Here is a 26,021-nt window from a genome sequence, read left to right on the forward strand (position 1 = left end):
CATATGGATTTAGGGACTCAGAATACTTTTTTCTGAAAATCAAGGCGGCCTTCCCCGGAAAGCCGCGATGAACCTTTGTTTTATCCGTGCTGGCATGGGCGTGAAGAGGGGTCATGGAACCGCTTGAATATGGATGAAATCTCGCCAAGTGGTTGATCTGACTATGGACGGGGTATCCGCCATCCCCTATAATCCACGCCGCTAACCAGTATCAATGGCCCCTTAGCTCAGTTGGTCAGAGCAGTCGACTCATAATCGATTGGTCGTGGGTTCAAGTCCCCCAGGGGCCACCACTTTCAGACAAAGCCGCTCTTTTGAGCGGCTTTGTCGTTTCTGGCGCTCACCAGCGTCTGTCCAGATCCTCGGCATAGAGTGCCATGGCGCGCCGGTAGGGAAGCAGGGCGGGATCCGTGGTGGTGGTCGCGAGGATCCCCAGCAGCGTCTCCATCCCCTCCTTGCTGCGCCCCAGGTTGTAGCAGGTCATGGCACGAAACACCTTGAACTCCAGGGCATCGGGGAAGCGGGACAGGGCCTCGTCAAAGGTGGCCAGCGCCTCGGCATGACGGCCCGTGGTGCGATAGGAGCTGCCAAGTCCAAGCAGGGCCCCGCGCAGCGACGCCTCGCCAAGCCCCAGCGACACGGCCTTCTGATAGAGCGGAATGGCCTCGGCCTCTCGCCCCAGCATGTCGTGCAGTCCGGCCACTTCGTAATGCAGCTCGGCGTGGGCCGGGTGCGCGATGAGTTGCAGCAGACCGTGCTGACGGGCTTCCTCGATCCGTCCCTCGGCCTTGAGGGTGTTCAACTGTTTCATATGTGCTCCTGCATGGGGATGAAGGATCAGTATGCCTGCCGACAGGCTGGCGGGGAACGGGTCATGGGGCCATGAAAAAGGCCTCCCGCCGATGGCGGGAGGCCTGGTTCGGCGCCGGGGCAAAATGGCCCTAGCGTGTGTCCAGCCTTACTGGGCGCTCAGGCTGTAGGCCAGGGTCTGGTCGTTGAAGCGCACCACATAGGCACCGACCACTGCCGTGGTGATGTCTGCCCCGGCCAGCTCGGCCACGCCATCCTTGTTGGTGTCGCCGTAGTTCTGGGTCCAGTCCCCCTTGACGTCGAACTTGAAGCGCTGGCCACCGTTCCCATCACCGCTGCCGGTGAAGGTGACGCTGGCCTGCCAGAGGTGATCCCCGACCAGGGACATGGGGGTGGTGCCCCAGTTGTTGGTGGTGCCGCGAATGTTGAGGCTGGCGACATTCTTGGCATAGGTGACGCTCACCGGAGTCAGGCTGTATTGCAGTGTCTGATCGTTGAAACGTACCCGGTACTGGCCGATGACCGGGGTGAGGATGTCACTGCCGTTCAGTTCGGCCACGCCGTCCTTGTTGGTGTCGCCGTAGTTCTGGGTCCAGTCCCCCTTGACGTCGAATTTGAAGCGCTGGTTGGTCTGACCGTCGAAGGTGACCAGGGCTTCCCACTGATTGTCGGCGATCAGCGTCATGGCAAGGGATCCCCAGGCATTGGGGGTGCCGCGGAAGTTCAGGGTGGGCAATACGCTGGCGTAGGTGCCGTTGTCGTCGGTGACGGTCACGGTGGCGCTGGCACTGGCGGTCAACCCTTCCGCATCGGTCACGGTGACCGTCACGGTATGGGTACCCGGGGTATCGAACCGGACTGTCTCCGTGGCGGCGGTGCCCCCGCTGGACCAGCTGTAGCTCACCACGCCGCCGTCATCGCTGGAAGCGGAGGCGTCGAACACCACGCTCTCACCCGCCTTGACGTTGAGGGTTTTGGGGGAGAGGGCGGCGATCGGTGCCTGGTTGCTGGTGAGGGGGGTGACCGTGTAGCGCAGATCGCTCTCGCTCAGGGTGATGCGGTAGGTGCCCGCCCCGCTGACCAGGATATCCTTGCTGCTGCCCTTGTCGGCGATGCCATCCCCTTCGTTGTCGCCGTAGTTCTCGGCCCAGTTGCCGAAGACGTCGAACTTGAAGCGCTGGGCACCGGTGGCGTCACCGTTGCCGGTCAGGGTGAGGGTGGCGGACCAGACACGGTTGGCATCGACGGTCATGGGGGTATTGCCCCAGGCGTTGTGGGTACCGCGCAGGTTCATGCTGCTGAACTTGTTGCCCGGCAGGACGGAACCACCGCAGGGGCTGGCCTTGGTGCAACCGGCGATGATGGCGGCCGCCTTCATGCCGGGGACGTTCAGGCTGGCCTTGCCGCTGCCATCGACGGTGACATAACCGCCGCTGCAGTAGTCATTGCCCCCCAGGAGGTTGCAGTACTCGCCGGCCGGCAGGCCGGTCTGCACCGAGGCCACCAGGCTGCCGCTCTCATTGTTGATGGCGACGAAGCCCTTGTCACCGCGGCTGAAGGCTATCTGGTTGTTGCCGTTGTCCCACCAGTTGCTGACGGGCTGGCCTTCGGTCCGGTTGTGGAACAGGGCCATGTTCATGATGGTCGGTCGGCGCTGTTCGCAGTTCCACTGGCTGTCCGTGCAGGGTGTGCTGCCCGGCGCCCCCTTGTCGGTTTCATAGGTACCCATGTTTTCAAAGCGATAGCCCGACATCACCTGCTTCCAGCCATAGGGCCAGGCCATCATGAAGGTGTTGGCCAGATCGTAGCGGGCACCGCTCATGAAGGTGAGCATGCCGCCACCGCCGTGGCCGCGTTCGCGGTCGTGGTTGACCACGAAGACGAAGGCCTTGTTGGAGGGGAGCAGGCCCCAGCTCTCGCCCAGGGTCTTGAGGTTCTTGATCTGGCCGTTGAAGTTGGCGGCGAGATCGGTGCCGTATTTGAAGTCGGTGACGGTGTCGATATAGGTGTAGCGGCCCGGCTGAATATCGGGGGACTCCCCGCCTGCGCCGATCACCTCCAGGTAGGCCCTGGGGCTGCCCGCCTTGTCGAGGATGGCCTTCACATCGGCCGGCGCCATGTGCTTGGCCGCATCGATGCGAAAGCCCGCCACGCCCTAGCCGAGCAGGGTCTTCATGTAGGTGGCGATCTGATCCTGGACGTAGGATGAGCCGGTATTGAGGTCCGGCATGCCGTAGAGGGCGCCGTTCCAGACGTTGTTGCTGTCGCCGTAGTTGGTGATGTCGCCGCTGTGATGGAAGTCGTTGTAGCCGAACTGGGGATACTGGTATTGCCCCGAGTTGTAGCTGCCGCCGCCGGTGGCGGTGCCCGAACCCGATGCCAGCTGGTTGAAGACGGCGTCGGCATAGACCTTGACCCCGGCCGCGTTGCAGCGGGCGATCATGCTTCTGAGCTCTGCCTCGCTACCGCCGAAGCTGTTGAAATTCTTGAAGCTGACCGGTTGATAGACGGTCCACCAGACCTGGCTGCCCTGCTTGTGCTCGGCGGGTGGGGTGATCTGGACGCCACCGAACCCCTTGGGCCCGAGCACGGTCTCGCACTCGTTGGCGATGTCGTTGAACTTCCATTGGAACAGGTGAACCATGACCCCTTCGGCGCTGGCAGTGTGGCTGAAAGAGCCGAGTGCCGCCGCCAGCAGGGCGGTTCGAAACAGTGTGTTGTGCATGACGATTTTCCCTTCGATCTTGTTATTGACGTATCACTGTCGTGTAGTCGAACGGACAACAAACAACCTCGTCCAGCTCCGTAGCATTCATGAAATCGACGTGGTTGAAAATCGAACAAGCTGAATTAATTAAGAAATGTGAATGAAAATGCTTTCATGCTATTCGGTGGCAGCAGGAGGGGGCAGAGGGGAGCAGATCGGTACGAGATCCCGTCAAGCGGGTAGCGAAGGGGATGAACAGGGGCCCCGCAGGGCCCCGTGAACGTTCAGACGTTGGGTTCCTGCTGCCCGGCACTGGCCCGGGCACGACGCCCTGGCAGCATGCGGGTGACCAGGTTGCTGCGCTGGCGCCAGGAGGTGTAGGCGATGGCGCACAGGTGCAGGGCGATCATGCCCTGGAGTGCCCAGGTGCACCACTCGTGCCAGTCGTCCGCCCCCAGATCGAAGCCGGTCTCGGTGTTCTGGAACCAGCCGGTCCCTGCGGTGGCGAGTACCAGCAGCCAGAGTGCCCAGACCGCCAGCTTGCCGCTGCCGTGATGGCCCGGGGTGGGCGGGGTCCGTTCGCGCAGGGCGTCGGCCTGATGGCGAAAATCCTCCCGGCTCGGGATGAGGGCACGCAGGCGGGCGTGGCCGCGAGCGAAGGTGAGCCCCCACAGCAGGCGTATGCCGATGAGCACCATGACGGCGTATCCCATCCGCTCGTGCCACTCCTCGCCCGCCTCGTTGAGCCAGAGATTGCCGATACAGATGGCCGCCACACCCCAGTGGGTGAGGCGCACCAGAGCATCCCAGTGGAAGGGATCAGCCTTTTTGCTTGGCATAGTTGTGGTACTCCTTCTTCAGGTCGTTGACCTTGGCCAGGTGCTCGCGCGCCTTGGCTTCGTCACCGGCCTGGAGGGCTGCCAGGCTGGCATCCAGCTCGGTCTGCACTTCGGTCATGCCTTCCAGGAACTTCTCCTTCTTGGCGGCGGGCATGTTCTTGCCCTTGGCGACGTCCAGCTGGGCCTTCATCTCCTTGATGTATTTCTCCATGGTGGCCGCGTCGTCGGCCTTGACGGCCTGCTTGTAGTTGAAGCCGATCTTCTTCATCGGCTGCTCCAGATCGCCGGCCATGGCAGGCAGGGCCATCAGGCCAAACATCAGGGGCAGCAGCAGGGGACGCACAGTTTTCAGCATGGGATTTCCTTATGAGACGACGAGATTGCAGGTTGTTATAGCACTCATTTGAGTGCGGTTTCACGCATCATGATGCCATGAAAGGGCGATCATTGTATGAAGAAAGTGCGACCAATTGTGACGAATTGTGTAGGGGATTGCTGTGGGAATGTAGCCGAAAGAGAACGGCCACCGGATCTCGCCTCCGGCAGGGATACAAGGGCGCGCATCTGGTCCGGGAAGGGGCTCGCAGGCAGTGAATCATGCTGCCATTATTTATCACACATCGGTTTTTTAAAGTCAGGTGAGTTTTTCAGGTGTTTTTGTTTTTGAAAGTCATCATCCATGGACGATTTCACTGCCAGAGCAGGTGCTGTGCAACAAAAAAAGGGCCCGCAGGCCCTTTGAGTGATCGGGATCCGGCCCTTATTCGGCCTGCTCGCGCTCAATGGCACGCCAGCCGATGTCCTTGCGATAGAAGATGCCGTCCCACTGGATGCGACCAGCGAGGGCATAGGCCCGCTGCTGGGCTTCCTGCACCGTGTGGCCGAGGGCGGTGGCGCACAGCACGCGACCACCCTGGGTCAGGCTGGTGTGTCCTTCCAGGCGGGTGCCTGCATGGAACACCTTCTCCCCTGCCACTTCGTCCACCGGCAGGCCACTGATGGGGTGGTTGCTGGTGTAGTCGCCGGGATAGCCACCCGCTGCCAGCACCACGCCGATGGCGGCACGGGGGTCATAGACGGCTTCCTTCTGATCCAGCTGGCCGGCACAGGCGGCGAGGCAGAGATCCACCAGATCGGACTGCATCCGCAGCATGATGGGCTGGGTTTCGGGGTCGCCGAAGCGGCAGTTGAACTCGATCACCTTGGGGTTGCCCTCGGCATCGATCATCAGGCCGGCGTAGAGGAAGCCGGTGTAGACGTTGCCCTCGGCCGCCATGCCGCGCACGGTCGGCATGATCACCCGCTCCATCACGCGCTGGTGCACTTCGTCGGTCACCACGGGCGCCGGGGAGTAAGCCCCCATGCCGCCGGTGTTGGGGCCGGTGTCGCCGTCGAAGGCGCGCTTGTGATCCTGGCTGGTGGCCATGGGCAGCACGTGCTCGCCGTCCACCATCACGATGAAGCTCGCCTCTTCCCCGTCCAGGAACTCTTCGATCACCACCCGGGCGCCGGCATCGCCGAAGGCATTGCCGGAGAGCATGTCACGCACCGCCGCTTCCGCCTCGTCGAGGGTCATGGCGACGATCACCCCTTTGCCGGCGGCCAGACCGTCGGCCTTGATGACGATGGGGGCGCCCTTCTCGCGCAAATAGGCCAGCGCCGGCTCCACCTCGGTGAAGTTCTGGTAATCGGCGGTGGGGATGGCGTGGCGGGCCAGGAAGTCCTTGGTGAAGGCCTTGGAGCCTTCCAGCTGGGCAGCGGCGGCGGTCGGGCCGAAGATGGTCTGATCGGCGGCGCGGAAGGCATCGACTACCCCTTTCACCAGGGGGGCTTCCGGTCCGACGATGGTGAGGCCGATCTGGTTCGCCTTGGCGAAGGCCAGCAGGCCCTCGATGTCGGTGGCCTGGATGGCGACGTTCTCGATGCCCGGCTCAAGCTGGGTGCCCGCATTGCCCGGTGCCACGAAGACCTGGGTCACCAGGGGGGAGTGTTTGGCCTTCCAGGCCAGGGCGTGTTCACGGCCGCCGTTGCCAATGATCAGTACTTTCATCGTCTCGCTCGCTTCTGTCTGAGTTCACTGGCGCTGCGGTGGCAACCTGCCAGTGGAAAGGATCCGGTGCTAAAGAGGCAGGGCCGCCATCGGCGGCCCTGGGCTGTCAGTGACGGAAATGACGCATGTTGGTGAACACCATGCACATGCCGTGTTCGTTGGCGGCGTCGATCACCTCCTGGTCGCGCATCGAGCCACCTGGCTGGATGACGCAGGAGATGCCCGCGGCAGCGGCGGCATCGATGCCGTCGCGGAACGGGAAGAAGGCGTCGGAGGCCATGACGGAACCCGCCACGGTCAGCCCTTCATCCTCGGCCTTGATGCCGGCGATCTTGGCAGAGTAGACGCGGCTCATCTGGCCGGCTCCCACGCCGATGGTCTGGCCGTTCTTGGCGTAGACGATGGCGTTGGATTTGACGAACTTGGCGACCTTCCAGCAGAACAGCAGATCCTGCAACTCGGCCTCGGTGGGCTGACGCTGGCTGACCACGGTCAGATCCCCGAGCGTCACCATGCCCAGATCGCGCTCCTGCACCAGCAGGCCGCCGTTGACGCGCTTGAAGTCAAAGCCTTGCGCCGGGGCAGTCCACTGGCCGCACTCCAGCAGGCGCACGTTCTGCTTGGCGGCGACCGCCTCGCGGGCTGCCTGGCTGATGCTGGGGGCGATGATCACTTCCACGAACTGGCGGGCGACGATGGCCGCGGCGGTCTCGCCGTCCAGTTCGCGGTTGAAGGCGATGATGCCGCCAAAGGCCGAGGTGGGGTCGGTCTGGTAGGCGCGATCGTAGGCTGCCAGCAGGTCGTCACCGATGGCGACGCCGCAGGGGTTGGCATGCTTGACGATGACGCAGGCCGGTTCGCTGAACTCCTTCACGCACTCCAGCGCCGCATCAGTGTCGGCAATGTTGTTGTAGGAGAGGGCCTTGCCCTGCAGCTGGATGGCGCTTGCTACCGAGCCCGGCGCGGCCTGCTCTTCGGCGTAGAAGGCGGCAGCCTGGTGGCTGTTCTCGCCATAGCGCATGTCCTGCTTCTTGATGAACTGGCTGTTGAAGGTGCGGGGGAAGCGGGACTCTTCGTCGCCTTCCTTGTTTTCGCCGTAGGAGGGCACCAGGGTGCCGAAGTAGTTGGCGATCATGCCGTCGTAGGCGGCGGTGTGCTCGAAGGCGGCGATGGCCAGATCGAAGCGGGTGGAGAGGGTCAGGCTGTTGCCGTTGCCATCCATCTCGGCGATGACGCGGTCATAGTCGGAGGCCTTGACGACGATGGTGACGTCCTTGTGGTTCTTGGCAGCGGAGCGGACCATGGTCGGGCCGCCGATGTCGATGTTCTCGACGGCGTCTTCCAGGGTGCAACCGGCTTTGGCCACGGTGGCGGCGAAAGGATAGAGGTTGACGACGACCATGTCGATGGGGGAGATAGCGTGCTCGGCCATGATGGCGTCATCCCGGTCGCGACGGCCGAGAATGCCGCCGTGTACCTTGGGATGCAGGGTCTTGACCCGGCCGTCCATCATCTCGGGGAATCCGGTGTAGTCGGACACCTCGGTCACCGGCAGGCCCGCATCGGCCAGCAGCTTGGCGGTACCACCGGTGGAGAGCAGGGCCACACCACGTGCATCGAGTGCCTTGGCAAATTCCAGGATGCCAGTCTTGTCAGACACACTCAGCAGTGCACGGCGAATGGGTCGAGCTTGTTCCATCACACTATCGTCCTCAGCATAACGGGGACCGTTCCATGGGAGGCGAGGCTCAACACACAGAGAGTCCCCAAATAAATGGAAGTGGGGGATTTCGCAAACCACTCTCGCCCGGGGCGGCCGTTGGCAAAAGCGTTTTAGGAAATGCCCGCTTGACGCGACGCTCTCTTGTGGGCGCGTATTCTACACAAAAAATGTGACCTGTGGTGGATTTTTTAAAGAGACAAACCCTTGTGGGATGCGGCGTTAAACGTTTTCTGGTGAATTTTTGTGAAACGTTTGTCTTTTCAGTGTTTTGGGGATAAATGGCCGGCAAGTGGGCAATGCTGTTCACTTAAGAGAATTTGAGTTCCAGTCCACGTAGTATCAGGGCTAAAAAATGAGGGAGGCATGATGCCTCCCTCTTTCTATTGCAAGCCACGCTGGATAAAGGCTGAAGGAACATCGACTGGAAACAGCCTTGCTCCCCCAACTCAAGTCGCATTTATGAATAATTAGTCAAAAATGTGCTTATCTGAACAGCATTGCGGCAAGTGGGGGGTTAGCTGCTGCTTTCCTGCCTTTGACTGGTAATCGCCGGGCAAAGAGGTGATAGTGGAGGCCGGTTTATATTGAGTACCATGTCGGGAATGTCATGCGGGGGGAGAGGACCATGTATCGGATCGGTGAACTGGCCAAGGCGTGCGGGGTGAAGGCCGACACCCTGCGCTTTTATGAGAAGAACGGCCTCATCTCGCCGGGCATTCGCAACGAATCCGGCTATCGCCTCTACGGGGAGCAGGACAAGCGGCGGCTGGAGTTCATCATCCGCGCCAAGTCGGTGGGCTTCTCCCTCGCGGACATCGGCGAGCTGCTTGCCCTCGACACCAACAAGGCCAAGGTCACCTGCCAGGAGGTGAAGGCGGTGGCTGACACCAAGCTCGAACAGGTGGAGCAGAAGCTCCTGGAGCTGACCCGTTTTCGCGAGAACCTGAAGGCCCTCTCCGACATCTGCTGCGGCGGCCCGCGCTCGGCGGAGCACTGCGCCATCCTCGAGACCCTGGAGTCCGGCGCCCCTTCCCGCCACGAGCATCACGACCATGAGCACTGAGCTGCGTCGGCCCCGGGTCTCCGCCTTTCTCGCCCTCTCCCTCGACGGTTTCATCGCCGGGGAGGGGGGCGATCTGGCATGGCTGGCCCCCTATGGTGGCGACGGGCCGGAGGAGACCGGCTACAGCGCCCTGATGGCGAGCGCGGACACCCTGCTGATGGGGCGCAACACCTACGATATCGTGAGCGCCTTTCCCGAGTGGCCCTACGGGGACAAGCCGCTGGTGGTACTGACCCACAGGCCCGCCGACCCCCGTCCTCGGGTCTCCTTCCGGCAGGGGGCGCTGGCGCAGGTGCTGGACGAGTTGTGGCAGGGGGGAAGCCGTCACCTCTATCTGGATGGCGGGGAGCTGGTGAGGCAGGGTCTGCAGGGGGCCCTGGTGGACGAGCTGACCCTGTTCTGGGTGCCGGTCACCCTGGGGGGCGGGATCCCGCTCTTTACCGGGCCTCTCCCCGCAGGGTTGAGACCGGTGTCGAGCGCCGTGCTGCCAAGCGGCCTGGTGCGGGTTATCTATCACCCCGCCTGACAGCTTGCACGGGGGAGGCAAGAGGCGCACAATCGGCGCGTTTTTCGCCATCTGCCCTTCCAGGCAGGGACGATAGGCAAACACGACACCCCCATCAAGGAGCCCATATGGCCAAGAAGAAGGTGACCTGTGTCACCGCCGAACCCGCCTGCGAACATCAGCGCGGCACCATTCAGGACAACCACCTCAAGGCACTGGTGACCTCCCCCCTGTTCCAGGCCCGGGTCGAGCCGAGCAAGAAGGGCAAGGGCAGCTATCAGCGCAAGGCCAAGCACGGCAAGCGGTGGGAGCCCGGCCAACAGCAGATGGCAAGCGTCTGCTGCTGAGCGGGTTTCTGCCGCAAGGCATCAGTTAACACAATCAGGGCGCCAATGGCGCCCTGATTGTTTTTCTATTCGTTGGTGCTGATTCACTCTCTTGCCGCAAGAGAGTGAACCCGTATTCACTCGTCCATAAAGAGCTCGAGCAGCACGTTGAGATAGCGATGGCCGAGGGGGGTGAGCTGCCAGCTGTCGCCGAGATCCTCGATTAGCTCCTTGCTCTGGGCGATGGTCAGCATGGTTTCTACCCGCTCCAATTCAAGGCCGGTGTAGGCCTCGAACTCCGCCTTGGGGGCGGGCTCGAACAGTCTGAACCTGTTCATGAAGTATTCCAGGGGCAGATCGTCCGCCGCTACCTGCCACTGCTCGTCCAGATAGGGGCGGCTCGGGTCCAGATATCCCTTGGGATGCTTCACCTTGGCGGTGCGCAGGATCTGCTGGTTCGCGAGATCTGTCACCTTGCCGTGGGCGCCGCAGCCGATCCCCAGATAGTCGCCGAAGCGCCAGTAGTTGAGATTGTGGCGGCACTGGTAGCCCGCCTTGGCATAGGCCGAGATCTCGTACTGCTGATAGCCCTTGGCGGTCAGCATGGCGTGGCCCTGCTCGTAGATCTCCCACAGGGTGTCATCTTCCGGCAGGGTGGGCGGCTTGGAGGCAAACGCCGTGTTCGGCTCTATGGTGAGCTGATACCAGGAGAGGTGCGGCGGCGCGCAGTCGATGGCCTGCTGCAGGTCATAGAGTGCGTCCTCCAGGCTCTGATCCGGCAGGCCGTGCATCAGATCCAGGTTGAAGGTGGGAAGCGCGATGGCGTGAGCCAGTTCGGCGGCCTTGCGCGCCTCTTCCGGGCCATGGATGCGGCCGAGGCGGGTCAGCTTCTCCTGCTGGAAGCTCTGCACCCCGATGGAGATGCGGTTGATGCCGGCCCGCTGGAAGCCGGCGAACTTGTCCGCCTCCACCGTGCCCGGGTTGGCCTCCATGGTGATCTCGCAGTCCGCAGTGAGTTCGATACGTGCGCGCACCTCGTCCAGCAGCGCTTGCATGGCTTCCACGGAGAGCAGACTCGGCGTGCCGCCGCCGATAAAGATGGAGGAGAGGGAGCGCCCCTGAGCCCAGTGCAGATCTTGCTCCAGATCCTCCAGCAGGGCGGCCACATACTCGAGGTGGGGCAGCTCCCCCTTCTGGGCGTGGGAGTTGAAGTCGCAGTAGGGGCACTTCTGGACACACCAGGGCACGTGGATATAGAGGGAGAGGGGCGGCAGTTGCAGCATGGGGTTTCCAGTATTCAACAATCAAAAGGGGTCGGGTTGCCCTTGTCGTCGATGACAACGGGCCGGGGCGCCGCGAACGAAACGGGGGCCGACGGCCCCCATTGTAGATGACAACGCGGCGGGAGACAGCGCTTTAGTTGACCGCCGCCAGGGCCGCTTTCAGCTTGGCCAGCGCCTGGCCGCGATGGCTGAGCTGGTTCTTGAGCTCGGCCGGCATCTGGGCCGAGGTGCAGTCGTGATCGGGCACGAAGAACACAGGGTCATAACCAAAGCCGTGCTGACCGCGCGGCTCGTCGATGATCATCCCCTCCCAGCTGGCCTGGCAGATGATGGGGGTAGGATCGTCGGCGTGGCGCATGTAGACCAGCACGCACCAGAAGCGGGCGCTCTTGAGATACTCGGGGGCCCCTTTCAGCTCGCCCAGCAGCTTGTCGATGTTCTCCTTGTCGCTGGCACCGGCGCCGGCAAAGCGGGCGGAGTAGACGCCGGGGCGGCCGTGCAGCAGATCCACTTCCAGGCCGGAGTCGTCGGCAACCGCCGGCAGGCCGGTGACGCGGGCGGCGTGGCGGGCCTTGATGATGGCATTCTCGACGAAGGTGGTGCCGGTCTCGTCGGCATCGGAGACCGCAAACTCGCTCTGTGGGATCACCTGGATCTTCATATCGGCCAGCATGGCGGCCAATTCTTTCACCTTTTTCTGGTTCCCTGTTGCCAGGACAAGCTTGTTCATCGAGCACCTCCGCAAAAATAATCTGCGCATTCTATGCGGGGCTGGCGCCCAGGAAAAGCGCCAATTGCCCTGGATCACCCTCGCCGGTGTCATGGCAAGATGTGGATAAAATGAATGTTTCCTGAATGGAATAACAGAAGTGATTAAATACCATTTCAATTCATTACTGTGAGTCAGTAGACTCGCGCCCCAATCCATTTCCCCATGCCACGAGGTGACTGATGCCATTGATTCTTCTGCTTGTACTCCTGGTGCTGTTCAGTCCGCTGGCCATCGACATCTACCTGCCCGCCATTCCGCAGATGGCCGAGCAGCTGGGCGCCGAGGTGACCCTGATGCAGGGCACCATTACCTGGTTCCTGTTCAGCATGGGACTGGGGCAACTGTTGGTGGGGCCGCTGGCCGACCGCTACGGCCGCAAGCCCATCGCCCTCGGCGGCGTGCTGCTCTACGGTCTGAGCGCCCTGGGTGCCGGTTTTGCCGCCAGCCTCGGCGAGCTGATGCTGGCGCGGGTGCTGCAGGGCCTCGGCGCCTGTGCCACCTCGGTGGCCGCCTTCTCGGTGGTACGTGACAGCTACGGCCCCAAGAAGAGCGGTCAGATGATCTCCTACCTGAACGGTGCCATCTGTTTCATTCCGGCGCTGGCCCCCCTGCTCGGTGGCTGGCTCACCGCCAAGGCGGGCTGGTCGGCCAACTTCTGGTTTATGGCCGGTTATGCGGTCATCGTCGGCAGCTGGCTGCTGTGGCGGATGCCGGAAACCCGTCCGGAAGAGACCCGCAGCGGCGGCCCGCTCATCAGCTGGTCGCGCTACAGCCCGGTGCTGCGCTCCCCGAGCTTCCTGTTCAACGCGGCGCTGTGCATGCTGGCGATGGCGGTGATCCTGGCCTATGTCACCGCGGCGCCGGTGCAACTGATGGTGAGGCTGGGGCTGGACATGAGCGGCTTCAGCTACTGGTTTGCGGCTAACGCGGCGCTCAACATCCTGGCCTGCTTCCTGGCACCCCGTTTCATCGCCAGAGTGGGGCCAAGACGCACCCTGCGCATCGGTCTGCTGGTGCTGCTGCTCTCCGCCATCTCCCTGAGCCTGTCGATGCACATCGATCATCCGCTGGCCATGATGGGCCCGGTGTTCCTCTCCAGCATCGGCTTTGCCATGATCCTGGGCTCGGCCGCCGGCATGGCGCTGGCACCGTTCGGTCACTGCGCCGGTACCGCCGCCGCCCTGCTCGGCCTGTTCCAGATGAGCGGCTCCGGTGCGCTGGTGGGCTTTATCGGCGCGCTGATGCACGACCCGCTGAACCAGCTGGCGCTGCACATGTGGCTGTTGCTGCCCCCGCTGGTGGTGCTGATGACCCGCCAGGGTCGCCGCTTGTGTTTGCAATAAATCCTGTGCTCTGATGAGCACACTCAGGGGGCCTTGAGCCCCCTTCTCTTTTTCAGGCGACCCGCCTGCCTCGCATGATCACAGACCCGTGGAGAAAACCGGATGAGCCACACAATCAACGCCGCCCTGGTGGGATACGGCTTCGCAGGACAGACCTTTCACGCCCCCTTCCTGGCCACGACCCCGGGCCTGACCCTGCGCTGGGTGGTGAGCCGGGATGCCGCCAAGGTTCAGGCCGCGTTGCCCGGCACCCGGGTCGGCACCCTGGAGCAGGTGCTGGCCGATGACAGCCTCGATCTGGTGGTGATCGCCACCCCCAACGACACCCATGCCCCCATCGCTCGCGAGGCCCTGCTGGCGGGCAAGCACGTGGTGATCGACAAGCCGTTCGCCCTGGATCTGGCCGAAGCGAAGGCGCTGGTCGAGTTGGCGGAGAAGCAGCAACGGCTGCTCAGCATCTTCCACAACCGACGCTGGGACGGGGATTTCCTCACGGTGCGCCGTCTGCTGGCGGAGGGGGCGCTGGGGCAAGTCGCCCAGTTCGAATCCCACTTCGACCGTTATCGCCCCGAGGTGCGCCAGCGCTGGCGCGAGGCGGGCGGCCCGGGCTCCGGTCTCTGGTTCGATCTCGGCCCTCATATCCTGGATCAGTCGCTCCAGCTGTTCGGCCAGCCGGACTGGTTGCAGGCGGATCTGGGCAAGCAGCGCCCCGGGGCCCTGGCGGACGACTACTTCCATGTGGTGCTGGGTTATGGCGAGATGCGGGTCATTCTGCACGGCAGTTGTCTGGTGTCGGCCGTGATGCCCCGCTTCGTGGTGCACGGCAGTCAGGGCTCCTTCATCAAGTTCGGCATGGACGTGCAGGAAGAGCAGCTCAAGGAGGGCAAGCGGCCTCCGGCGGCGGACTGGGGCGTGGATCCCGCCCCCGGCCAGCTCAGCCAGATCCGGGACGGTCAGCTCCTGCAGCAGACCGTGGCCGGCGAGGCGGGGGATTACGGCGCCTACTATCGCGGTGTCTGCGCCGCCATCCGGGGAGAAGGGGAGAACCCGGTGCCGGCCGACGAGGCCCTGGCGGTGATGGCCTTGCTGGACCTGGCCCGGGAGAGCGATCAGCAGGGGCGGCGCCTGCCTTGTCAGAAGTTGTCTGACTGACGGTGTAATCCGGCAGCGCCGAGAGCCTGACAGAAAGACAATGTCTGACTGGCAATCGTCAGGTAATTGGCGATTTGTTGTGCGAATCTGATGATGAATTGGTGTTTTATATTAATATTTGTCGTTGCAGCAGTGTTTCTTATCATTCCAACGAGAAAATATCATTGTGATACGCGTTTTCATCGGCCGCATATGGGGATATATTTCGCGCGCCTTCGGGCTCCAGCGGCCGGTGTGCCGACAGGAGCCGGGGCGTACAGTGATGGTCCCTGCACCATCTCTCCATCTTTTTTTGAGGGTATGCACATGAACAAAGTACTGGTAGCCGGTATCCTGGGTCTGATGTTGACCGCCTGTGGTCAGAAAGAAGAAGCTGCCGCTCCGGCTGCGACCCCGGCCGCAGACGTTGCTGCCACTGTCGAGAAAGCCGCTAGCGAAGCGTCTGCTACCGTCGAGAAGGCTGCTTCCGAAGCTTCCGCTACTGTCGAGAATGCTGCCGCTGACGTGGCCACCAAGGCTGAAGCTGCCGTGAGCGATGCCAAGGCCAACTAAGCCAGCACCTCATTGAAAAACGGGCCCGGCGCACTTGCGCCGGGCCCGTTTTTTTATGGCCATGGCGGGGCGTTGCCCGGTCAGCCGAGGGGTTCCACCAGCAGGATGTGGGAGTCGGCCCCCACCACCTTGACCCGGCTGCCGGCCGGCAGCGGCGCGTTGCAGCGCACCGTCCAGACGGTGTCGTCCAGATGCACCCGGCTCATCCCCTGGCTGACCTCGTCCAGCAGGGTCAGCTCGCGGCCCATGTAGCTTTGCATCCGCTCGTTGATGGGAGCGGCGGCATCCAGCCCGGAGCGATCCCGGCGATGCTGCCAGCGCCACCAGGCCCAGGTGGTGAGCAGGGATTGCAGGGCGAAGAGCAGCAACTGCGCCTGCCAGCCGAAGGGCCAGACCAGCAGCAAGAGCCCCACCTCCAGGGCGGCGATGCCGGTCCAGAGCAGGAAGCCCACCGACCCCATCACCTCGATGGCCAGCAGCACGAAGCCGAGCCCCAGCCAGTGCCAGTGGGTCAGCCCTTCGAACAGGGCTGTCATGATTTGCCCGCCTTGCCGTCTTTGTTGAACAGCTCGGCCATGCCCGCCACCGAGCCTATCAGGCTGCCCGCTTCCAGGGGCATCATGATGATCTTGCTGTTGGGGCCTTCACCGATGCGGGCCAGGGCCTCGGTGTATTTCTGGGCCACGAAGTAGTTGATGGCCTGCATGTCGCCCTCGGCGATCGCCTGGGAGACCATGTGGGTCGCCTTGGCTTCCGCCTCGGCGGCCCGCTCCCGCGCTTCGGCGGCGAGGAAGGCGGCCTGACGCTCACCCTCGGCTTTCAGGATCTGGGACTGCTTCTCCCCCTCGGCCTTCAAGATCTTGGACTGGCGCACCCCTTCGGCCTCCAGCACCTCGGCCCGCTTCTGGCGCTCGGCCTTCATCTGGGCATTCATGGCTTCCACCAGGGCGAGGGGCGGGCGCACATCCTTGATCTCGATCCGGGTCACCTTGATGCCCCAGGGGGCGGTGGCGGCATCCATGGTGCGCAGCAGCTTCTCGTTGATGGTGTCGCGCTGGGAGAGCATTTCGTCCAGCTCCATGGCGCCGAGCACGGTCCGCATGTTGGTCATGGTGAGATTGCGGATGGCACTGGTGAGATCGTTGACCTCGTAGCCCGCCTTGCGGGCATCCACCACCTGCACGAAGCTGATGGCGTCGATGGTGACGTTGGCGTTGTCCCGGGAGATCACCTCCTGGGCCGGGATGTCCAGCACCTGCTCCATCATGATGATCTTGTGGCCGATGCGGTCGATGTAGGGGATCAGCAGGTTGAGGCCCGGGGAGAGGGTGCGGGTGTAGCGGCCGAAGCGCTCCACGGTCCAGTTGTAACCCTGGGGCACTATCTTGATGCCGGCACTCAGGGTGGCGAGTACCAGGAATATGAAGATCCCCAATACAATCAATGACTCATTCATGATTAAGCTCCTTATGAAACACTTTCACTAGCCTAGGGTCTGGTGCCATCCACCACAAGCAGATTCGCTTCTCTATTGCCGCCACACGGCTTTACTAATTACCAAAACGCATTAAAGAGCATTTTTTATTATTTTGAGGGATAAGCGCTCCTGCCTATAGTCTCCCCAGATGTCGCGATGCCGAGGAGCGGGCCCTGATGGATTATTTACCTATGTTTGCCAGGTTGGAAGGCCGCCCGGTACTGCTGGTGGGCGGGGGCGAGGTTGCCCTGCGCAAGGCGCGCCTGCTGCTGGCGGCAGGTGCCCGGATCACCCTGGTCTCTCCCGCGCTCGAGCCCGAGTTCCATGAATTTGCCGGTCGCTTCACCCATGTGGCGGCGCGTTTCGACCCGGCCCACCTGGCAGGGCAGATCCTGGTGGTGGCCGCGACCGACGATCTCGAGGTCAACGCCCTGGTCTACCAGAGCGCCACCGAGCGCGGTCTGTTCGTCAACCTGGTGGATGACCCCGAGCGCTCCAGCTTTATCTTTCCCTCCATCATCGATCGCAGCCCCATCGTGGTGGCTGTCTCCAGCGGCGGCAAGGCCCCCGTGCTGGTGCGCCTGTTGCGTGAGCGGCTCGAGAGCCTGCTGCCCCGCCATCTTGGCGGTCTGGCGGAGCTCTCCGGTCGGGTGCGCCGCCGGGCCAAGCAGGTGCTGGCCTCCCTCTCCGATCGCCGCCGCTTCTGGGAGCGCGCCTTTGCCTCCAACACCCTGGCCGGTCTGATTGAGAAAGCCGATTGGCAGGGTGCCGAGCAGTGGCTGAACGAGGGACTGGACAAAGCCCGTACCGAAGTGGGAGAAGTGGTGCTGGTAGGGGCGGGCCCGGGGGATCCTGGCCTGCTGACCCTCAAGGCGCTGCAACAGATCCAGCAGGCCGAAGTGGTGCTCTATGACCAGCTGGTCTCCCCCGAGATCCTGGACCTGGTGCGCCGCGACGCCACCCTGGTGTCGGTCGGCAAGAAGGCGGGTGCCCACAGCGTGCCCCAGGAAGAGACCAATCGCCTGCTGGTGGAATACGCCAAAGCGGGCAACCGGGTGGTGCGCCTCAAGGGGGGCGATCCCTTCATGTTCGGCCGTGGCGGCGAGGAGCTGGAAGTGCTGGCCGAGGAGGGCATTCCCTTCTCCGTGGTGCCCGGCATCACCGCCGCCGCCGGTGCCACCGCCTATGCGGGCATTCCGCTCACCCACCGCGACCATGCCCAGAGCGCCGTCTTCATCACCGGCCACTGCCAGAAGGAGGGCAAGGAGCCCGACTGGCAGCAGCTTGCGGCCACCAACCAGACCCTGGTCATCTACATGGGGCTGATGCGCTCCGAGCATATCCAGCAGCAACTGGTAAGCCATGGCCGACGCGCCGCCACCCCCATCGCCATCATCGAGCGGGGCACCACGGCCCGCCAGCGGGTGCTGACCGGCACCTTGGCGGATCTGGCCGAACTGGCCCAGCAGGCGGTGAGCCCGTCGCTTATCGTCATCGGTGAAGTGGTGGCCCTGCGCCAGCAACTCGCCTGGTTTGGCGAACAGGGGCAAGGGCAGGAAGCAGAAAGCGGCCACGAGCTCAAGCTGGTGAGCCTGGCCTGAGAGGCGAGACCCGAATCGATTTGACGGTGCGGCCATGGCGGCACCGAACTGAACCAACACCGCGCCCCGAGCAGGTGCGATAGCAATGAACCGAGGACCCAGACATGGACCGTGAAAGACTGACCCAACTGCAGCCATCCGATGCACAGAGCATCCGTGCAGGTGTCACCCGCGAGCGACTGACTCACCTGCAGCAACTGGAAGCCGAGAGCATCCATATCATCCGCGAGGTGGCCGCCGAATTTGAAAACCCGGTGATGATGTACTCCATCGGCAAGGACTCCTCCGTCATGCTGCACCTGGCCCGCAAGGCCTTCTATCCGGGCAAGATCCCCTTCCCCCTGCTGCACGTGGACACCAACTGGAAGTTCAAGGAGATGATCAAGTTCCGGGACGAGACCGCCAAAAAGTTCGGGCTGGATCTCATCGTCCACAAGAACCCGGACGGTCTGGCCATGGACATCAACCCCTTCGTGCACGGCAGCAGCAAGCACACCGACATCATGAAGACCGAGGGGCTCAAGCAGGCGCTCAACAAATACGGCTTCGACGCCGCCTTCGGTGGTGCCCGTCGCGACGAGGAGAAATCCCGCGCCAAGGAGCGCGTCTACTCTTTCCGCGACAAGTCCCACCGCTGGGATCCGAAGAACCAGCGCCCGGAGCTGTGGCGCGTCTACAACAGCCAGGTCAACAAGGGGGAGAGCATCCGTGTCTTCCCGCTCTCCAACTGGACCGAGCTGGACATCTGGCAATACATCTATCTCGAGAACATCGACATAGTCCCGCTCTACTTCGCGGCCATGCGCCCCGTGGTGGATCGCGGCGGCATCAAGATCATGGTGGATGACGATCGCATGCCCATCGGCCCGGAAGACGAAGTGAAGCAGGAGCTGGTGCGCTTCCGTACCCTCGGCTGCTACCCGCTGACCGGGGCCATCGAATCCAATGCCACCACCCTGCCGGAGATCATCGAAGAGATGCTGATCACCACCTCGAGCGAGCGGCAAGGGCGGCTCATCGACCACGATCAGGCCGGCTCCATGGAGCAGAAGAAGCGTCAGGGCTATTTCTAAAAAAATGTTCTAAGGAATCGCAACATGAACAACCACATTCAGACCGCCATCAGCGAACAGGGCATTGAAGCCTACCTGCACGCCCAGCAGCACAAGAGCCTGCTGCGTTTTCTCACCTGCGGCAGCGTGGACGACGGCAAGAGCACCCTCATCGGCCGCCTGCTGCACGACTCCCAGCAGATCTATGAAGATCAGCTCAAAGCACTGGAGTCCGACAGCCAGAAGCTCGGCACCACCGGCGAGAAGCTGGACCTGGCCCTGCTGGTGGACGGCCTGCAGGCGGAGCGCGAGCAGGGCATCACCATCGACGTGGCCTACCGCTATTTCTCCACCGCCAAGCGCAAATTCATCATCTCGGACACCCCGGGCCATGAGCAGTACACCCGCAACATGGCCACCGGCGCCTCCACCTGCGATCTGGCCATCATCCTGATCGACGCCCGCAAAGGGGTGCTGGATCAGACCCGCCGTCACAGCTTTATCGCGAGCCTGCTCGGCATCAAGCAGTTCGTGGTGGCAGTGAACAAGATGGACCTGGTGGAGTTCAGCCAGGAGGTGTTCGATCGCATCAGTGCCGATTACCGCGAGTTCGCCAAGAAGCTCAGCGTCGACACCATCCACATCGTGCCGGTCTCGGCCCTGGACGGTGACAACGTGGTGAACCCGAGCGACAAGCTGGCCTGGTATCAGGGCGAGACCCTGCTCTCCTTGCTGGAGTCCGCCGAAGTGGAGCGCGAGCTGGAGCGTCACCCGGTGCGCCTGCCGGTGCAGTACGTGAACCGCCCCAACCTCGATTTTCGCGGCTTCGCGGGGACGCTCGCCTCCGGCATCCTGCGGGTGGGCGACAAGCTTGCCGTGCTGCCGTCCGGCAAAGAGAGCACGGTGACCCGCATCGTCACCTTCGACGGGGATCTGGAGTACGCCCTGCCGGGTCAGGCCATCACGGTCACCTTCGCGGACGAAATCGACATCAGCCGGGGCGACCTGCTGGTGGATGCGGCGAAAAAGCCCCAGGTGACCCAGAACGTGCTGGCTCACATCGTCTGGATGGGGGAAGAGTCCCTGCAACCGGGCCGGGTCTATGACGTCAAGCTTGCCACCAAGAAGAGCCGTGGCCAGGTGGAGGCCATCCGCCACCGCATCGAGATCAACAAGCTCGACGAGCTGCCCGCCTCCGAGCTCAAGCTCAACGAGATCGGCCTGTGCGAATTCAGCCTGACCGACCCGGTGGCGTTCGACCCCTACAAGGAGATCCGCGACACCGGCAGCTTCATCCTCATCGACCGGCTGACCAACGTCACCGTCGGTGCCGGCATGATAGTGGAAGGGCTGGCGGCCAAGGCGGTGGCAGGGCAATACAGCGAGTTCGAAGTGGAGCTCAACGCCTTGGTGCGCAAGCACTTCCCCCACTGGCAGGCGCTGACCATCAGCAACGATTCCGGCAAGGAGTAAGCCCATGACCTGGCAACAATCCCTGGTGCTGGGTCTGCTGGCTGCCCTCGTCGCCCTGCTGATCCAGGGCAAACTCCGGCCGGCGCTGCTCTTCTCGGGCGCCGTGCTCATCACCTACCTGAGCGGCCTGGCGGACATCAACGCCGTGGTGGCGGGCTACACCAACAGCGCCCTGCTGACCCTGGTGTTGCTGCTGCTGGTGTCGCTCGCGGTGGAGAAGACCCGGGTCATGAGCTGGTTTGCCAACCTGGTGGGCACCGGCTCCTTCAACAAGGTGCTGGTGAAGGTGTGGTTTTCCACCGCCTTCCTGTCGGCGTTCGTCAACAACACCGCCGTGGTGGCGTCCATGCTGGGGGCGGTCAAGCGCAACCCCAACCATGCGCCCTCCCGGCTGCTGTTGCCCATGTGCTTCGCGGCGACCTTTGGCGGCGTGCTGACCCTGATCGGCACCTCCACCAACCTCATCGTCAACAGCTTCCTCATCAAGATGGGGGCCAAGCCGCTCGGCATGTTCGACTTCTTCATGGTGGGGGCGGGGACCCTGCTGACCGGCCTCATCGCCGTGCTGCTGTTTGCCCGCCACCTGCCGGAGCAGGACACCGAGATGAGCCGGGAATCCGGCTATTTTCTCGAGGCCAAGGTGGGCCCCGGCTCGCCCATGGCCGGGCGCAGCGTCAAGGAGAACGGCCTGCGCAGCCTCAAAAGCCTCTATCTGGCCGAGATCATCCGGGGCAACCAGGTGATTTGCCCGGTGCAGCCGGAACACGAGCTGCACGAGGGGGACATGCTGCTGTTCTGTGGCGACGTGGAGAGCGTCGGCGTGTTGCAGGAGCTCAAAGGGCTGGATCTCTACGGCCAGCACCGCCTCAACGGCCAGCACCTGGTGGAGGTGATCGTCAGCCACAGCTCGCGCCTGGTGGGGCAGACCATCAAGGATGCGGAGTTTCGTACCCACTTCGATGCGGTGGTGCTGGCGGTGCGCCGGGGCGAGACCCAGCTCACCGGCGGCCTCGGCCAGATTGAACTGCACGCAGGGGATACCTTGCTGCTGGCCCCCGGCCCCAAGTTTGCGGGCAACAAGTCCCTCTCCCGGGAGTTCGTGGTGGTGAGCGGGCTGGAGGCCTCCACCCGGCTCGATGCCACGCGCAGCGCCGCCGTGGTGGCGGGGTTCCTCGGGGTGCTGACCCTGTCGGTGCTCGATTTGGTGCCGCTCTTCAAGGGGCTGCTGGTGATGCTGGTGGTGCTGCTGTTTTCACGCATCCTGACCCTGGACGAGATCCGCCGCCGCTTTCCCCTGGATATCTGGCTGGTGGTGGGCGGGGCGCTGGCCATCGCCGATCAGCTGGAGAAGAGCGGCCTGGCCAAGCTCATCGCCGACTGGCTGATGGGGGAGTTCAACGGCGCCAGTCCCTTTATCGCCTTCGTGGGGATCTATCTGTTTACCCTGGTGCTGACGGAGCTGATGAGCAACAACGCGGCGGCGGCCCTGGCCTTCCCCATGGGATTCCAGCTGGCGCTCAGCATGGATGTCTCCACCATGCCGTTCATTCTGGCGGTGCTGTTCGGGGCGAGTTCCAGCTTTATCCTGCCCTACGGCTACCAGACCAACCTGATGGTCTATGCGGCGGGCAACTACAAGATGCCGGATTATCTCAAGCTGGCCCTGCCGGTCTCCCTGGCCTACAGCATCGGGGTGATCGTCATGGTGCCCCTGCTGTTTCCGTTTTAAGGTCTGATACCGGGGGATGTGTTAAGGGCTGCTTATGTTAACGCGGCTTTTATCAAGGCTGCTTATGATACAGGGGAGTGCCAGGGCACTGGCATCCAGGCGTGAGCGCCAATCAGGGGGGGTTGCATGCGCAATATCAGGGCATCAGCATTTTGCCGCCTCATGGTGCGAGGCGGCTCCCCGAGGTAGCGGACAGTTTTCAGTATTGCGGCGTGAGCGCCAATCAAGGAGTGTTGGATGAGCAATGCCATGGCATCAGCACGTTGTCGGCTGATAGTCCGAGGCGGCTCCCCGCGGTGCCGGACAGTTTAAGTTTTGAGGCGTGAGCGCCAATCAAGGAGTGTTGGATGAGCAATATCGTGTGGCATCAGCATGCCGTCGACAAACAGAGCCGGGCCGAGCAGAAGGGGCAAAAGCCCCTGGTGATCTGGTTCACCGGGCTCTCCGGGGCGGGCAAGTCCACCCTGGCGGGGGCGCTGGAGCAGGCCCTGACCGCCTCGGGCAAGCACACCTACCTGCTGGATGGGGACAATGTGCGCCACGGCCTGTGCGGCGATCTCGGCTTCGATGACGCCGCCCGCCAGGAGAATATCCGCCGGGTCGGCGAAGTGGCAAAACTGATGGTGGATGCGGGCCTTATCGTCCTCACCGCCTTTATCTCGCCGTTCCGTGCCGAGCGGCAACTGGTGCGCAATCTTGTGGGTGAAGGGGAGTTTGTCGAGGTGTTTGTCGATGCCCCCCTTAGCGTGTGTGAAGAGCGTGACCCCAAGGGGCTCTACAAGAAGGCGAGGGCGGGGGAAATTCGCAATTTCACCGGTATCGACTCCGCTTACGAGGCACCCGAGCAGCCGGAAATCCATCTGCTGAACGCCGGCAAGCCGGTGGATGCGCTGGTGGATGAGCTGCTGACCGCCCTGCGGCAGCGGGGGTTGATTGACTAAGGTCGGTTGTCAGCGTCGAATTTTGATAAACAGGGGGGCGTTTGCCCCTTTGTCTATTGCTGGCTGAACTTGGGCGCAATAAACGTGAAAATAAAGGATTCCCTCCGCAGATTAGCTCTATATTGTCGAGCGCCTCTAATTCTCCCTGATAAAGTTCCGACAGTGTTGGTCAAAGGGATTGCATTTACTTCCATCTCTCGAAATTCCTGTCTCACGACACTGCATTGTTGCCTCAGTGCAGGTGGTCAAGGAAAAGAAAATCTGTCTGTGACCGAGATGAGTACTTACCAAGTGGATTTGACCCCATAGGTCCAGACACTTTTTCCCGCTTAGGGTTGTGATACCCGACTGCGCAGAAATTCCCGTGGTGAACGGTATCCCAAGGCGCTGTGCGGGTGGTGCTCGTTATAATGCTCAAACGCGATAGCCAAATTGCCTACCGCTGTTCGGCTATCCGGTTTTGGCATCATCTCGATATAGTCTCGCTTCATCGTCTTCACGAAGCTCTCCGCTATACCGTTACTCTGTGGGCTTCTCACTGCTGTCGTTCTGGGCTCCAACCCGATTTCTCGTGCAAACGCGCGGGTCTCATGGGCTCGATACGCCGAGCCATTATCAGTCAGCCACTCCACCGGTGATGCCGGCAACGAATCCCCAAAGCGATGTTCGACAGACCTCAGCATGACATCTTGCACAGTGTCACTATCGTAACCCCCAGTACTGGCCGCCCAGTCCAACGCTTCCCTATCGCAGCAATCCATGGCGAACGTGACACGTAGTTTTTCACCGTTATCGCAGCGAAACTCGAAGCCATCTGAGCACCACCGTCGATTGCTCTCCTTGACGGCAACACGCCCCTTATGTGCCTGCTGGGCCAATGGTGCAGCTGGTTTTCTTTCCAGCAGCAAGCCATGTTCGCGCATGACGCGATATACCCGCTTAGCGTTTACCACAGGTTGTTCTGTTGCCTCAGACTGACGCCGTAACAGCGCCCAGACCCGGCGATAGCCATAGGAGGGAAGCTCTGCCATCGCCTCCATGATACGGCCAAGTAAGGGTGCATCATCACGCTGGCGATGATGACGACCATCTTGCCAACCCGGTTTTCGATGAACACGAACGGATAGCTGCGCACGCGATACATTAAGAGCCTGGCTCACAGCACTTAATCGTCGTCCCCCGGCAACAAGGGCGCATGCGCAATCCATTTTTTTGCTCGACCATACTCCACGGCTTCTTTGAGGATCTCGTTCTCCATGGTCTTCTTCCCGAGCAGACGCTGAAGCTCTCGGATCTGCTTGATGGCAGCAGCCAACTCGGAAGCAGGAACAACATCCTTGAATCGCCCCTACTTTCCTAGACACCTCAAGAGCCTCAAACTGAGGTCAATCAGGAGGTGTTATGAGCAAGCAGCAACGTTACACGGAAGAATTCAAACTGGCCGCCGTCAAGCAGGTGACTGAGCGCCATTACCCAGTGGCAGAGGTCGCTGAGCGACTTGGTGTTTCCAGCCACAGTCTTTACGCCTGGATCAGGCGCTACAGCCAGCCCGCCGTGCAGCAACAGCATGACTCCAGCCAGCAAGCCGAAATTCGGCGCCTCAAGGCTGAACTGCGCCGCGTCACCGATGAGCGAGATATCTTAAGGCCGCCGCGTACTTTGCCAAGCTGTCAGGGTAAGGTACGCCTTCATCCGGGTGCACGCGTCCACACATCCCATCCGCCGACTGTGTCGGATGATGAATGTCCACCCGAGCGGTTATTACGCCTGGCAGCACCAGCCTTTATCTGCCCGCGCACTTGAAGACCAGCGCCTCCTGGGCCAGATCAAGCAATGTTGGCTAGAAAGCGGAGGCGTCTATGGCTATCGCAAGATCCGGGATGACCTGCGAGAGATGGGCGAGACCTGTGGGAAACACCGGGTGGCGCGATTAATGCGTCATGAAGGTTTGCGTTCACAAACCGGTTATCGTCGCCGTCCCGGTCATTATGGTGGCCGGCCAACGGTGGTTGCACCGAATCATCTTGAACGCCAGTTCAATGTGACTGAGCCAAATAAGGTCTGGGTAACGGACATCACTTATATTCGAATCCATGAAGGCTGGCTCTATCTGGCCGCGGTATTGGATTTGTTTTCACGACAAGTCATTGGTTGGTCAATGGGGCCACGGATCGACCGAGAGTTGGCCATCAGCGCGTTACTGATGGCAGTGTGGCGACGGCGACCCGAGCAGGAAGTGCTGGTTCATTCTGACCAAGGGAGCCAGTTTAGCAGCTATGACTGGCAGGATTTTTTGCGGGAGCACCGGCTCAAGGCCAGCATGAGCAGACGTGGCAATTGCCATGATAACGCGGTGGCGGAGAGTTTCTTCCAACTCCTCAAACGCGAGCGGATCCGACGTAAAACCTATGCAGATCGGGAGGAGGCCCGGCAGGATGTGTTCGATTACATTGAAATGTTTTACAACCCCAAGCGTCGGCACAGTTTCAACAATGGGCTATCGCCAGTAGAGTGTGAAAAGCAATATTTCGAACGGCTCAAAAGTGTCTAGGGAAAGTGCGAACAAGTATCCCACGAACAAAAAATGAAAATTTTAGTCATTTAATATCAATGGGTTACCAGT

General features: G+C 62.1%; 22 protein-coding genes, 1 tRNA gene and 2 pseudogenes. 13 read left to right on the forward strand and 12 right to left on the reverse strand.

The window, feature by feature from the left end:
* The first annotated feature begins 216 nt into the window (after positions 1-216).
* Positions 217-293 (forward strand) — tRNA-Ile (locus OKC30_RS09515).
* 47 nt (positions 294-340) lie between these two features.
* On the opposite strand, the gene OKC30_RS09520 is transcribed toward OKC30_RS09515, so the two are convergent.
* The 7 genes from OKC30_RS09520 to purH all read right to left on the reverse strand — a co-directional run bounded on the left by OKC30_RS09520 (position 341) and on the right by purH (position 8,105).
* Entirely contained in the window at positions 341-811 is a 471-nt protein-coding gene (locus OKC30_RS09520) for a tetratricopeptide repeat protein (protein ID WP_160839097.1), read from the reverse strand.
* 147 nt (positions 812-958) lie between these two features.
* Positions 959-2,962, reverse strand: coding sequence for an alpha amylase C-terminal domain-containing protein (locus OKC30_RS09525; protein WP_270666406.1), 2,004 nt, complete (start codon positions 2,960-2,962; stop codon positions 959-961).
* A gap of 3 nt (positions 2,963-2,965) precedes the next feature.
* On the reverse strand, positions 2,966-3,535 hold the full coding sequence (locus tag OKC30_RS09530) for a hypothetical protein (protein ID WP_270666404.1): 570 nt from the start codon (positions 3,533-3,535) through the stop codon (positions 2,966-2,968).
* A gap of 266 nt (positions 3,536-3,801) precedes the next feature.
* Entirely contained in the window at positions 3,802-4,356 is a 555-nt protein-coding gene (locus tag OKC30_RS09535) for a cytochrome b/b6 domain-containing protein (protein ID WP_010675613.1), read from the reverse strand.
* Positions 4,337-4,711: a cytochrome b562 gene (locus OKC30_RS09540; RefSeq protein ID WP_010675612.1), complete on the reverse strand. Its 375-nt coding sequence runs from the start codon at positions 4,709-4,711 to the stop codon at positions 4,337-4,339. The genes OKC30_RS09535 and OKC30_RS09540 overlap by 20 nt, the downstream gene beginning before the upstream one ends.
* Before the next feature lie 405 nt (positions 4,712-5,116).
* A complete protein-coding gene (gene purD / locus OKC30_RS09545; protein WP_041211074.1) occupies positions 5,117-6,406 on the reverse strand; it encodes a phosphoribosylamine--glycine ligase in 1,290 nt (429 codons plus the stop codon).
* A gap of 106 nt (positions 6,407-6,512) precedes the next feature.
* Positions 6,513-8,105 carry a bifunctional phosphoribosylaminoimidazolecarboxamide formyltransferase/IMP cyclohydrolase gene (gene purH / locus OKC30_RS09550; RefSeq protein WP_010675610.1) on the reverse strand — a complete coding sequence of 531 codons (1,593 nt, stop codon included), beginning with the start codon at positions 8,103-8,105 and terminating at the stop codon, positions 6,513-6,515.
* A gap of 649 nt (positions 8,106-8,754) precedes the next feature.
* Between purH and zntR the strand changes: the two genes are divergently transcribed.
* The 3 genes from zntR (at position 8,755) to OKC30_RS09565 (ending at position 10,044) form a co-directional block, all read left to right on the forward strand.
* A complete protein-coding gene (zntR, locus tag OKC30_RS09555) occupies positions 8,755-9,192 on the forward strand; it encodes a Zn(2+)-responsive transcriptional regulator (RefSeq protein ID WP_010675609.1) in 438 nt (145 codons plus the stop codon).
* Positions 9,182-9,718: a dihydrofolate reductase family protein gene (locus OKC30_RS09560; protein ID WP_010675608.1), complete on the forward strand. Its 537-nt coding sequence runs from the start codon at positions 9,182-9,184 to the stop codon at positions 9,716-9,718. Before zntR ends, OKC30_RS09560 begins: the two co-directional genes overlap by 11 nt.
* Positions 9,719-9,825: 107 nt before the next feature.
* The gene (locus tag OKC30_RS09565) at positions 9,826-10,044 is read left to right on the forward strand and encodes an alternative ribosome-rescue factor A (protein ID WP_069651880.1); all 219 of its coding nucleotides are present in this window, start codon (positions 9,826-9,828) and stop codon (positions 10,042-10,044) included.
* A 116-nt stretch (positions 10,045-10,160) separates the two neighbouring features.
* Here OKC30_RS09565 and hemW read toward each other — a convergent pair whose 3' ends face one another.
* Together hemW and rdgB are read right to left on the reverse strand one after the other, a co-directional pair.
* Positions 10,161-11,306 carry a radical SAM family heme chaperone HemW gene (hemW, locus tag OKC30_RS09570; protein WP_270664021.1) on the reverse strand — a complete coding sequence of 382 codons (1,146 nt, stop codon included), beginning with the start codon at positions 11,304-11,306 and terminating at the stop codon, positions 10,161-10,163.
* Between the two features lie 133 nt (positions 11,307-11,439).
* Positions 11,440-12,036: an RdgB/HAM1 family non-canonical purine NTP pyrophosphatase gene (gene rdgB / locus OKC30_RS09575; protein WP_005309479.1), complete on the reverse strand. Its 597-nt coding sequence runs from the start codon at positions 12,034-12,036 to the stop codon at positions 11,440-11,442.
* Between the two features lie 221 nt (positions 12,037-12,257).
* Between rdgB and OKC30_RS09580 the strand changes: the two genes are divergently transcribed.
* The 3 genes from OKC30_RS09580 (at position 12,258) to OKC30_RS09590 (ending at position 15,125) form a co-directional block, all read left to right on the forward strand.
* The gene (locus tag OKC30_RS09580; RefSeq protein ID WP_160838760.1) at positions 12,258-13,421 is read left to right on the forward strand and encodes a multidrug effflux MFS transporter; all 1,164 of its coding nucleotides are present in this window, start codon (positions 12,258-12,260) and stop codon (positions 13,419-13,421) included.
* Between the two features lie 102 nt (positions 13,422-13,523).
* Positions 13,524-14,573, forward strand: coding sequence for an oxidoreductase (locus tag OKC30_RS09585; RefSeq protein WP_010675603.1), 1,050 nt, complete (start codon positions 13,524-13,526; stop codon positions 14,571-14,573).
* 306 nt (positions 14,574-14,879) lie between these two features.
* Positions 14,880-15,125, forward strand: a complete 246-nt coding sequence (locus OKC30_RS09590) for a hypothetical protein (protein WP_160838764.1) — start codon at positions 14,880-14,882, stop codon at positions 15,123-15,125.
* A gap of 80 nt (positions 15,126-15,205) precedes the next feature.
* Here OKC30_RS09590 and OKC30_RS09595 read toward each other — a convergent pair whose 3' ends face one another.
* Entirely contained in the window at positions 15,206-15,661 is a 456-nt protein-coding gene (locus OKC30_RS09595; protein ID WP_010675601.1) for an NfeD family protein, read from the reverse strand.
* Entirely contained in the window at positions 15,658-16,581 is a 924-nt protein-coding gene (locus tag OKC30_RS09600; protein ID WP_029314806.1) for an SPFH domain-containing protein, read from the reverse strand. The genes OKC30_RS09595 and OKC30_RS09600 overlap by 4 nt, the downstream gene beginning before the upstream one ends.
* A gap of 197 nt (positions 16,582-16,778) precedes the next feature.
* Between OKC30_RS09600 and cysG the strand changes: the two genes are divergently transcribed.
* From cysG to cysC, 5 genes are all read left to right on the forward strand, one after another.
* Complete coding sequence (cysG, locus tag OKC30_RS09605) at positions 16,779-18,203, forward strand: siroheme synthase CysG (RefSeq protein WP_048208364.1); 1,425 nt, start codon at positions 16,779-16,781, stop codon at positions 18,201-18,203.
* A gap of 104 nt (positions 18,204-18,307) precedes the next feature.
* On the forward strand, positions 18,308-19,276 hold the full coding sequence (gene cysD, locus OKC30_RS09610; RefSeq protein WP_052224733.1) for a sulfate adenylyltransferase subunit CysD: 969 nt from the start codon (positions 18,308-18,310) through the stop codon (positions 19,274-19,276).
* 24 nt (positions 19,277-19,300) lie between these two features.
* On the forward strand, positions 19,301-20,728 hold the full coding sequence (gene cysN, locus OKC30_RS09615; RefSeq protein ID WP_124244532.1) for a sulfate adenylyltransferase subunit CysN: 1,428 nt from the start codon (positions 19,301-19,303) through the stop codon (positions 20,726-20,728).
* A gap of 4 nt (positions 20,729-20,732) precedes the next feature.
* Complete coding sequence (locus tag OKC30_RS09620) at positions 20,733-22,457, forward strand: SLC13 family permease (RefSeq protein ID WP_042007068.1); 1,725 nt, start codon at positions 20,733-20,735, stop codon at positions 22,455-22,457.
* Between the two features lie 347 nt (positions 22,458-22,804).
* Positions 22,805-23,398, forward strand: a complete 594-nt coding sequence (gene cysC / locus OKC30_RS09625) for an adenylyl-sulfate kinase (RefSeq protein WP_160838756.1) — start codon at positions 22,805-22,807, stop codon at positions 23,396-23,398.
* Between the two features lie 329 nt (positions 23,399-23,727).
* On the opposite strand, the pseudogene OKC30_RS09630 reads toward cysC, so the two are convergent.
* Positions 23,728-24,737, reverse strand: a pseudogene (locus OKC30_RS09630) (IS3 family transposase); the annotation flags it as partial.
* 62 nt (positions 24,738-24,799) lie between these two features.
* On the opposite strand from OKC30_RS09630, the pseudogene OKC30_RS09635 reads away from it, so the two are divergent.
* Positions 24,800-25,949 (forward strand): annotated as a pseudogene (locus tag OKC30_RS09635) (IS3-like element ISAeca4 family transposase).
* Positions 25,950-26,021 lie beyond the last annotated feature (72 nt).

It is taken from the genome of Aeromonas sp. QDB18 (assembly GCF_027705325.1).
Lineage (GTDB): Bacteria > Pseudomonadota > Gammaproteobacteria > Enterobacterales > Aeromonadaceae > Aeromonas > Aeromonas caviae.

What these genes read in the sequence shown, in the direction of transcription:
- OKC30_RS09520 (WP_160839097.1), bottom strand. Translation starts at nt 811, where the DNA reads ATGAAACAGTTGAACACCCTCAAGGCCGAGGGACGGATCGAGGAAGCC.
- OKC30_RS09530 (WP_270666404.1), bottom strand. Translation starts at nt 3,535, where the DNA reads ATGCACAACACACTGTTTCGAACCGCCCTGCTGGCGGCGGCACTCGGC.
- OKC30_RS09535 (WP_010675613.1), bottom strand. Translation starts at nt 4,356, where the DNA reads ATGCCAAGCAAAAAGGCTGATCCCTTCCACTGGGATGCTCTGGTGCGC.
- OKC30_RS09540 (WP_010675612.1), bottom strand. Translation starts at nt 4,711, where the DNA reads ATGCTGAAAACTGTGCGTCCCCTGCTGCTGCCCCTGATGTTTGGCCTG.
- purD (WP_041211074.1), bottom strand. Translation starts at nt 6,406, where the DNA reads ATGAAAGTACTGATCATTGGCAACGGCGGCCGTGAACACGCCCTGGCC.
- purH (WP_010675610.1), bottom strand. Translation starts at nt 8,105, where the DNA reads ATGGAACAAGCTCGACCCATTCGCCGTGCACTGCTGAGTGTGTCTGAC.
- zntR (WP_010675609.1), top strand. Translation starts at nt 8,755, where the DNA reads ATGTATCGGATCGGTGAACTGGCCAAGGCGTGCGGGGTGAAGGCCGAC.
- OKC30_RS09560 (WP_010675608.1), top strand. Translation starts at nt 9,182, where the DNA reads ATGAGCACTGAGCTGCGTCGGCCCCGGGTCTCCGCCTTTCTCGCCCTC.
- OKC30_RS09565 (WP_069651880.1), top strand. Translation starts at nt 9,826, where the DNA reads ATGGCCAAGAAGAAGGTGACCTGTGTCACCGCCGAACCCGCCTGCGAA.
- hemW (WP_270664021.1), bottom strand. Translation starts at nt 11,306, where the DNA reads ATGCTGCAACTGCCGCCCCTCTCCCTCTATATCCACGTGCCCTGGTGT.
- rdgB (WP_005309479.1), bottom strand. Translation starts at nt 12,036, where the DNA reads ATGAACAAGCTTGTCCTGGCAACAGGGAACCAGAAAAAGGTGAAAGAA.
- OKC30_RS09580 (WP_160838760.1), top strand. Translation starts at nt 12,258, where the DNA reads ATGCCATTGATTCTTCTGCTTGTACTCCTGGTGCTGTTCAGTCCGCTG.
- OKC30_RS09585 (WP_010675603.1), top strand. Translation starts at nt 13,524, where the DNA reads ATGAGCCACACAATCAACGCCGCCCTGGTGGGATACGGCTTCGCAGGA.
- OKC30_RS09590 (WP_160838764.1), top strand. Translation starts at nt 14,880, where the DNA reads ATGAACAAAGTACTGGTAGCCGGTATCCTGGGTCTGATGTTGACCGCC.
- OKC30_RS09595 (WP_010675601.1), bottom strand. Translation starts at nt 15,661, where the DNA reads ATGACAGCCCTGTTCGAAGGGCTGACCCACTGGCACTGGCTGGGGCTC.
- OKC30_RS09600 (WP_029314806.1), bottom strand. Translation starts at nt 16,581, where the DNA reads ATGAATGAGTCATTGATTGTATTGGGGATCTTCATATTCCTGGTACTC.
- cysG (WP_048208364.1), top strand. Translation starts at nt 16,779, where the DNA reads ATGGATTATTTACCTATGTTTGCCAGGTTGGAAGGCCGCCCGGTACTG.
- cysD (WP_052224733.1), top strand. Translation starts at nt 18,308, where the DNA reads ATGGACCGTGAAAGACTGACCCAACTGCAGCCATCCGATGCACAGAGC.
- cysN (WP_124244532.1), top strand. Translation starts at nt 19,301, where the DNA reads ATGAACAACCACATTCAGACCGCCATCAGCGAACAGGGCATTGAAGCC.
- OKC30_RS09620 (WP_042007068.1), top strand. Translation starts at nt 20,733, where the DNA reads ATGACCTGGCAACAATCCCTGGTGCTGGGTCTGCTGGCTGCCCTCGTC.
- cysC (WP_160838756.1), top strand. Translation starts at nt 22,805, where the DNA reads ATGAGCAATATCGTGTGGCATCAGCATGCCGTCGACAAACAGAGCCGG.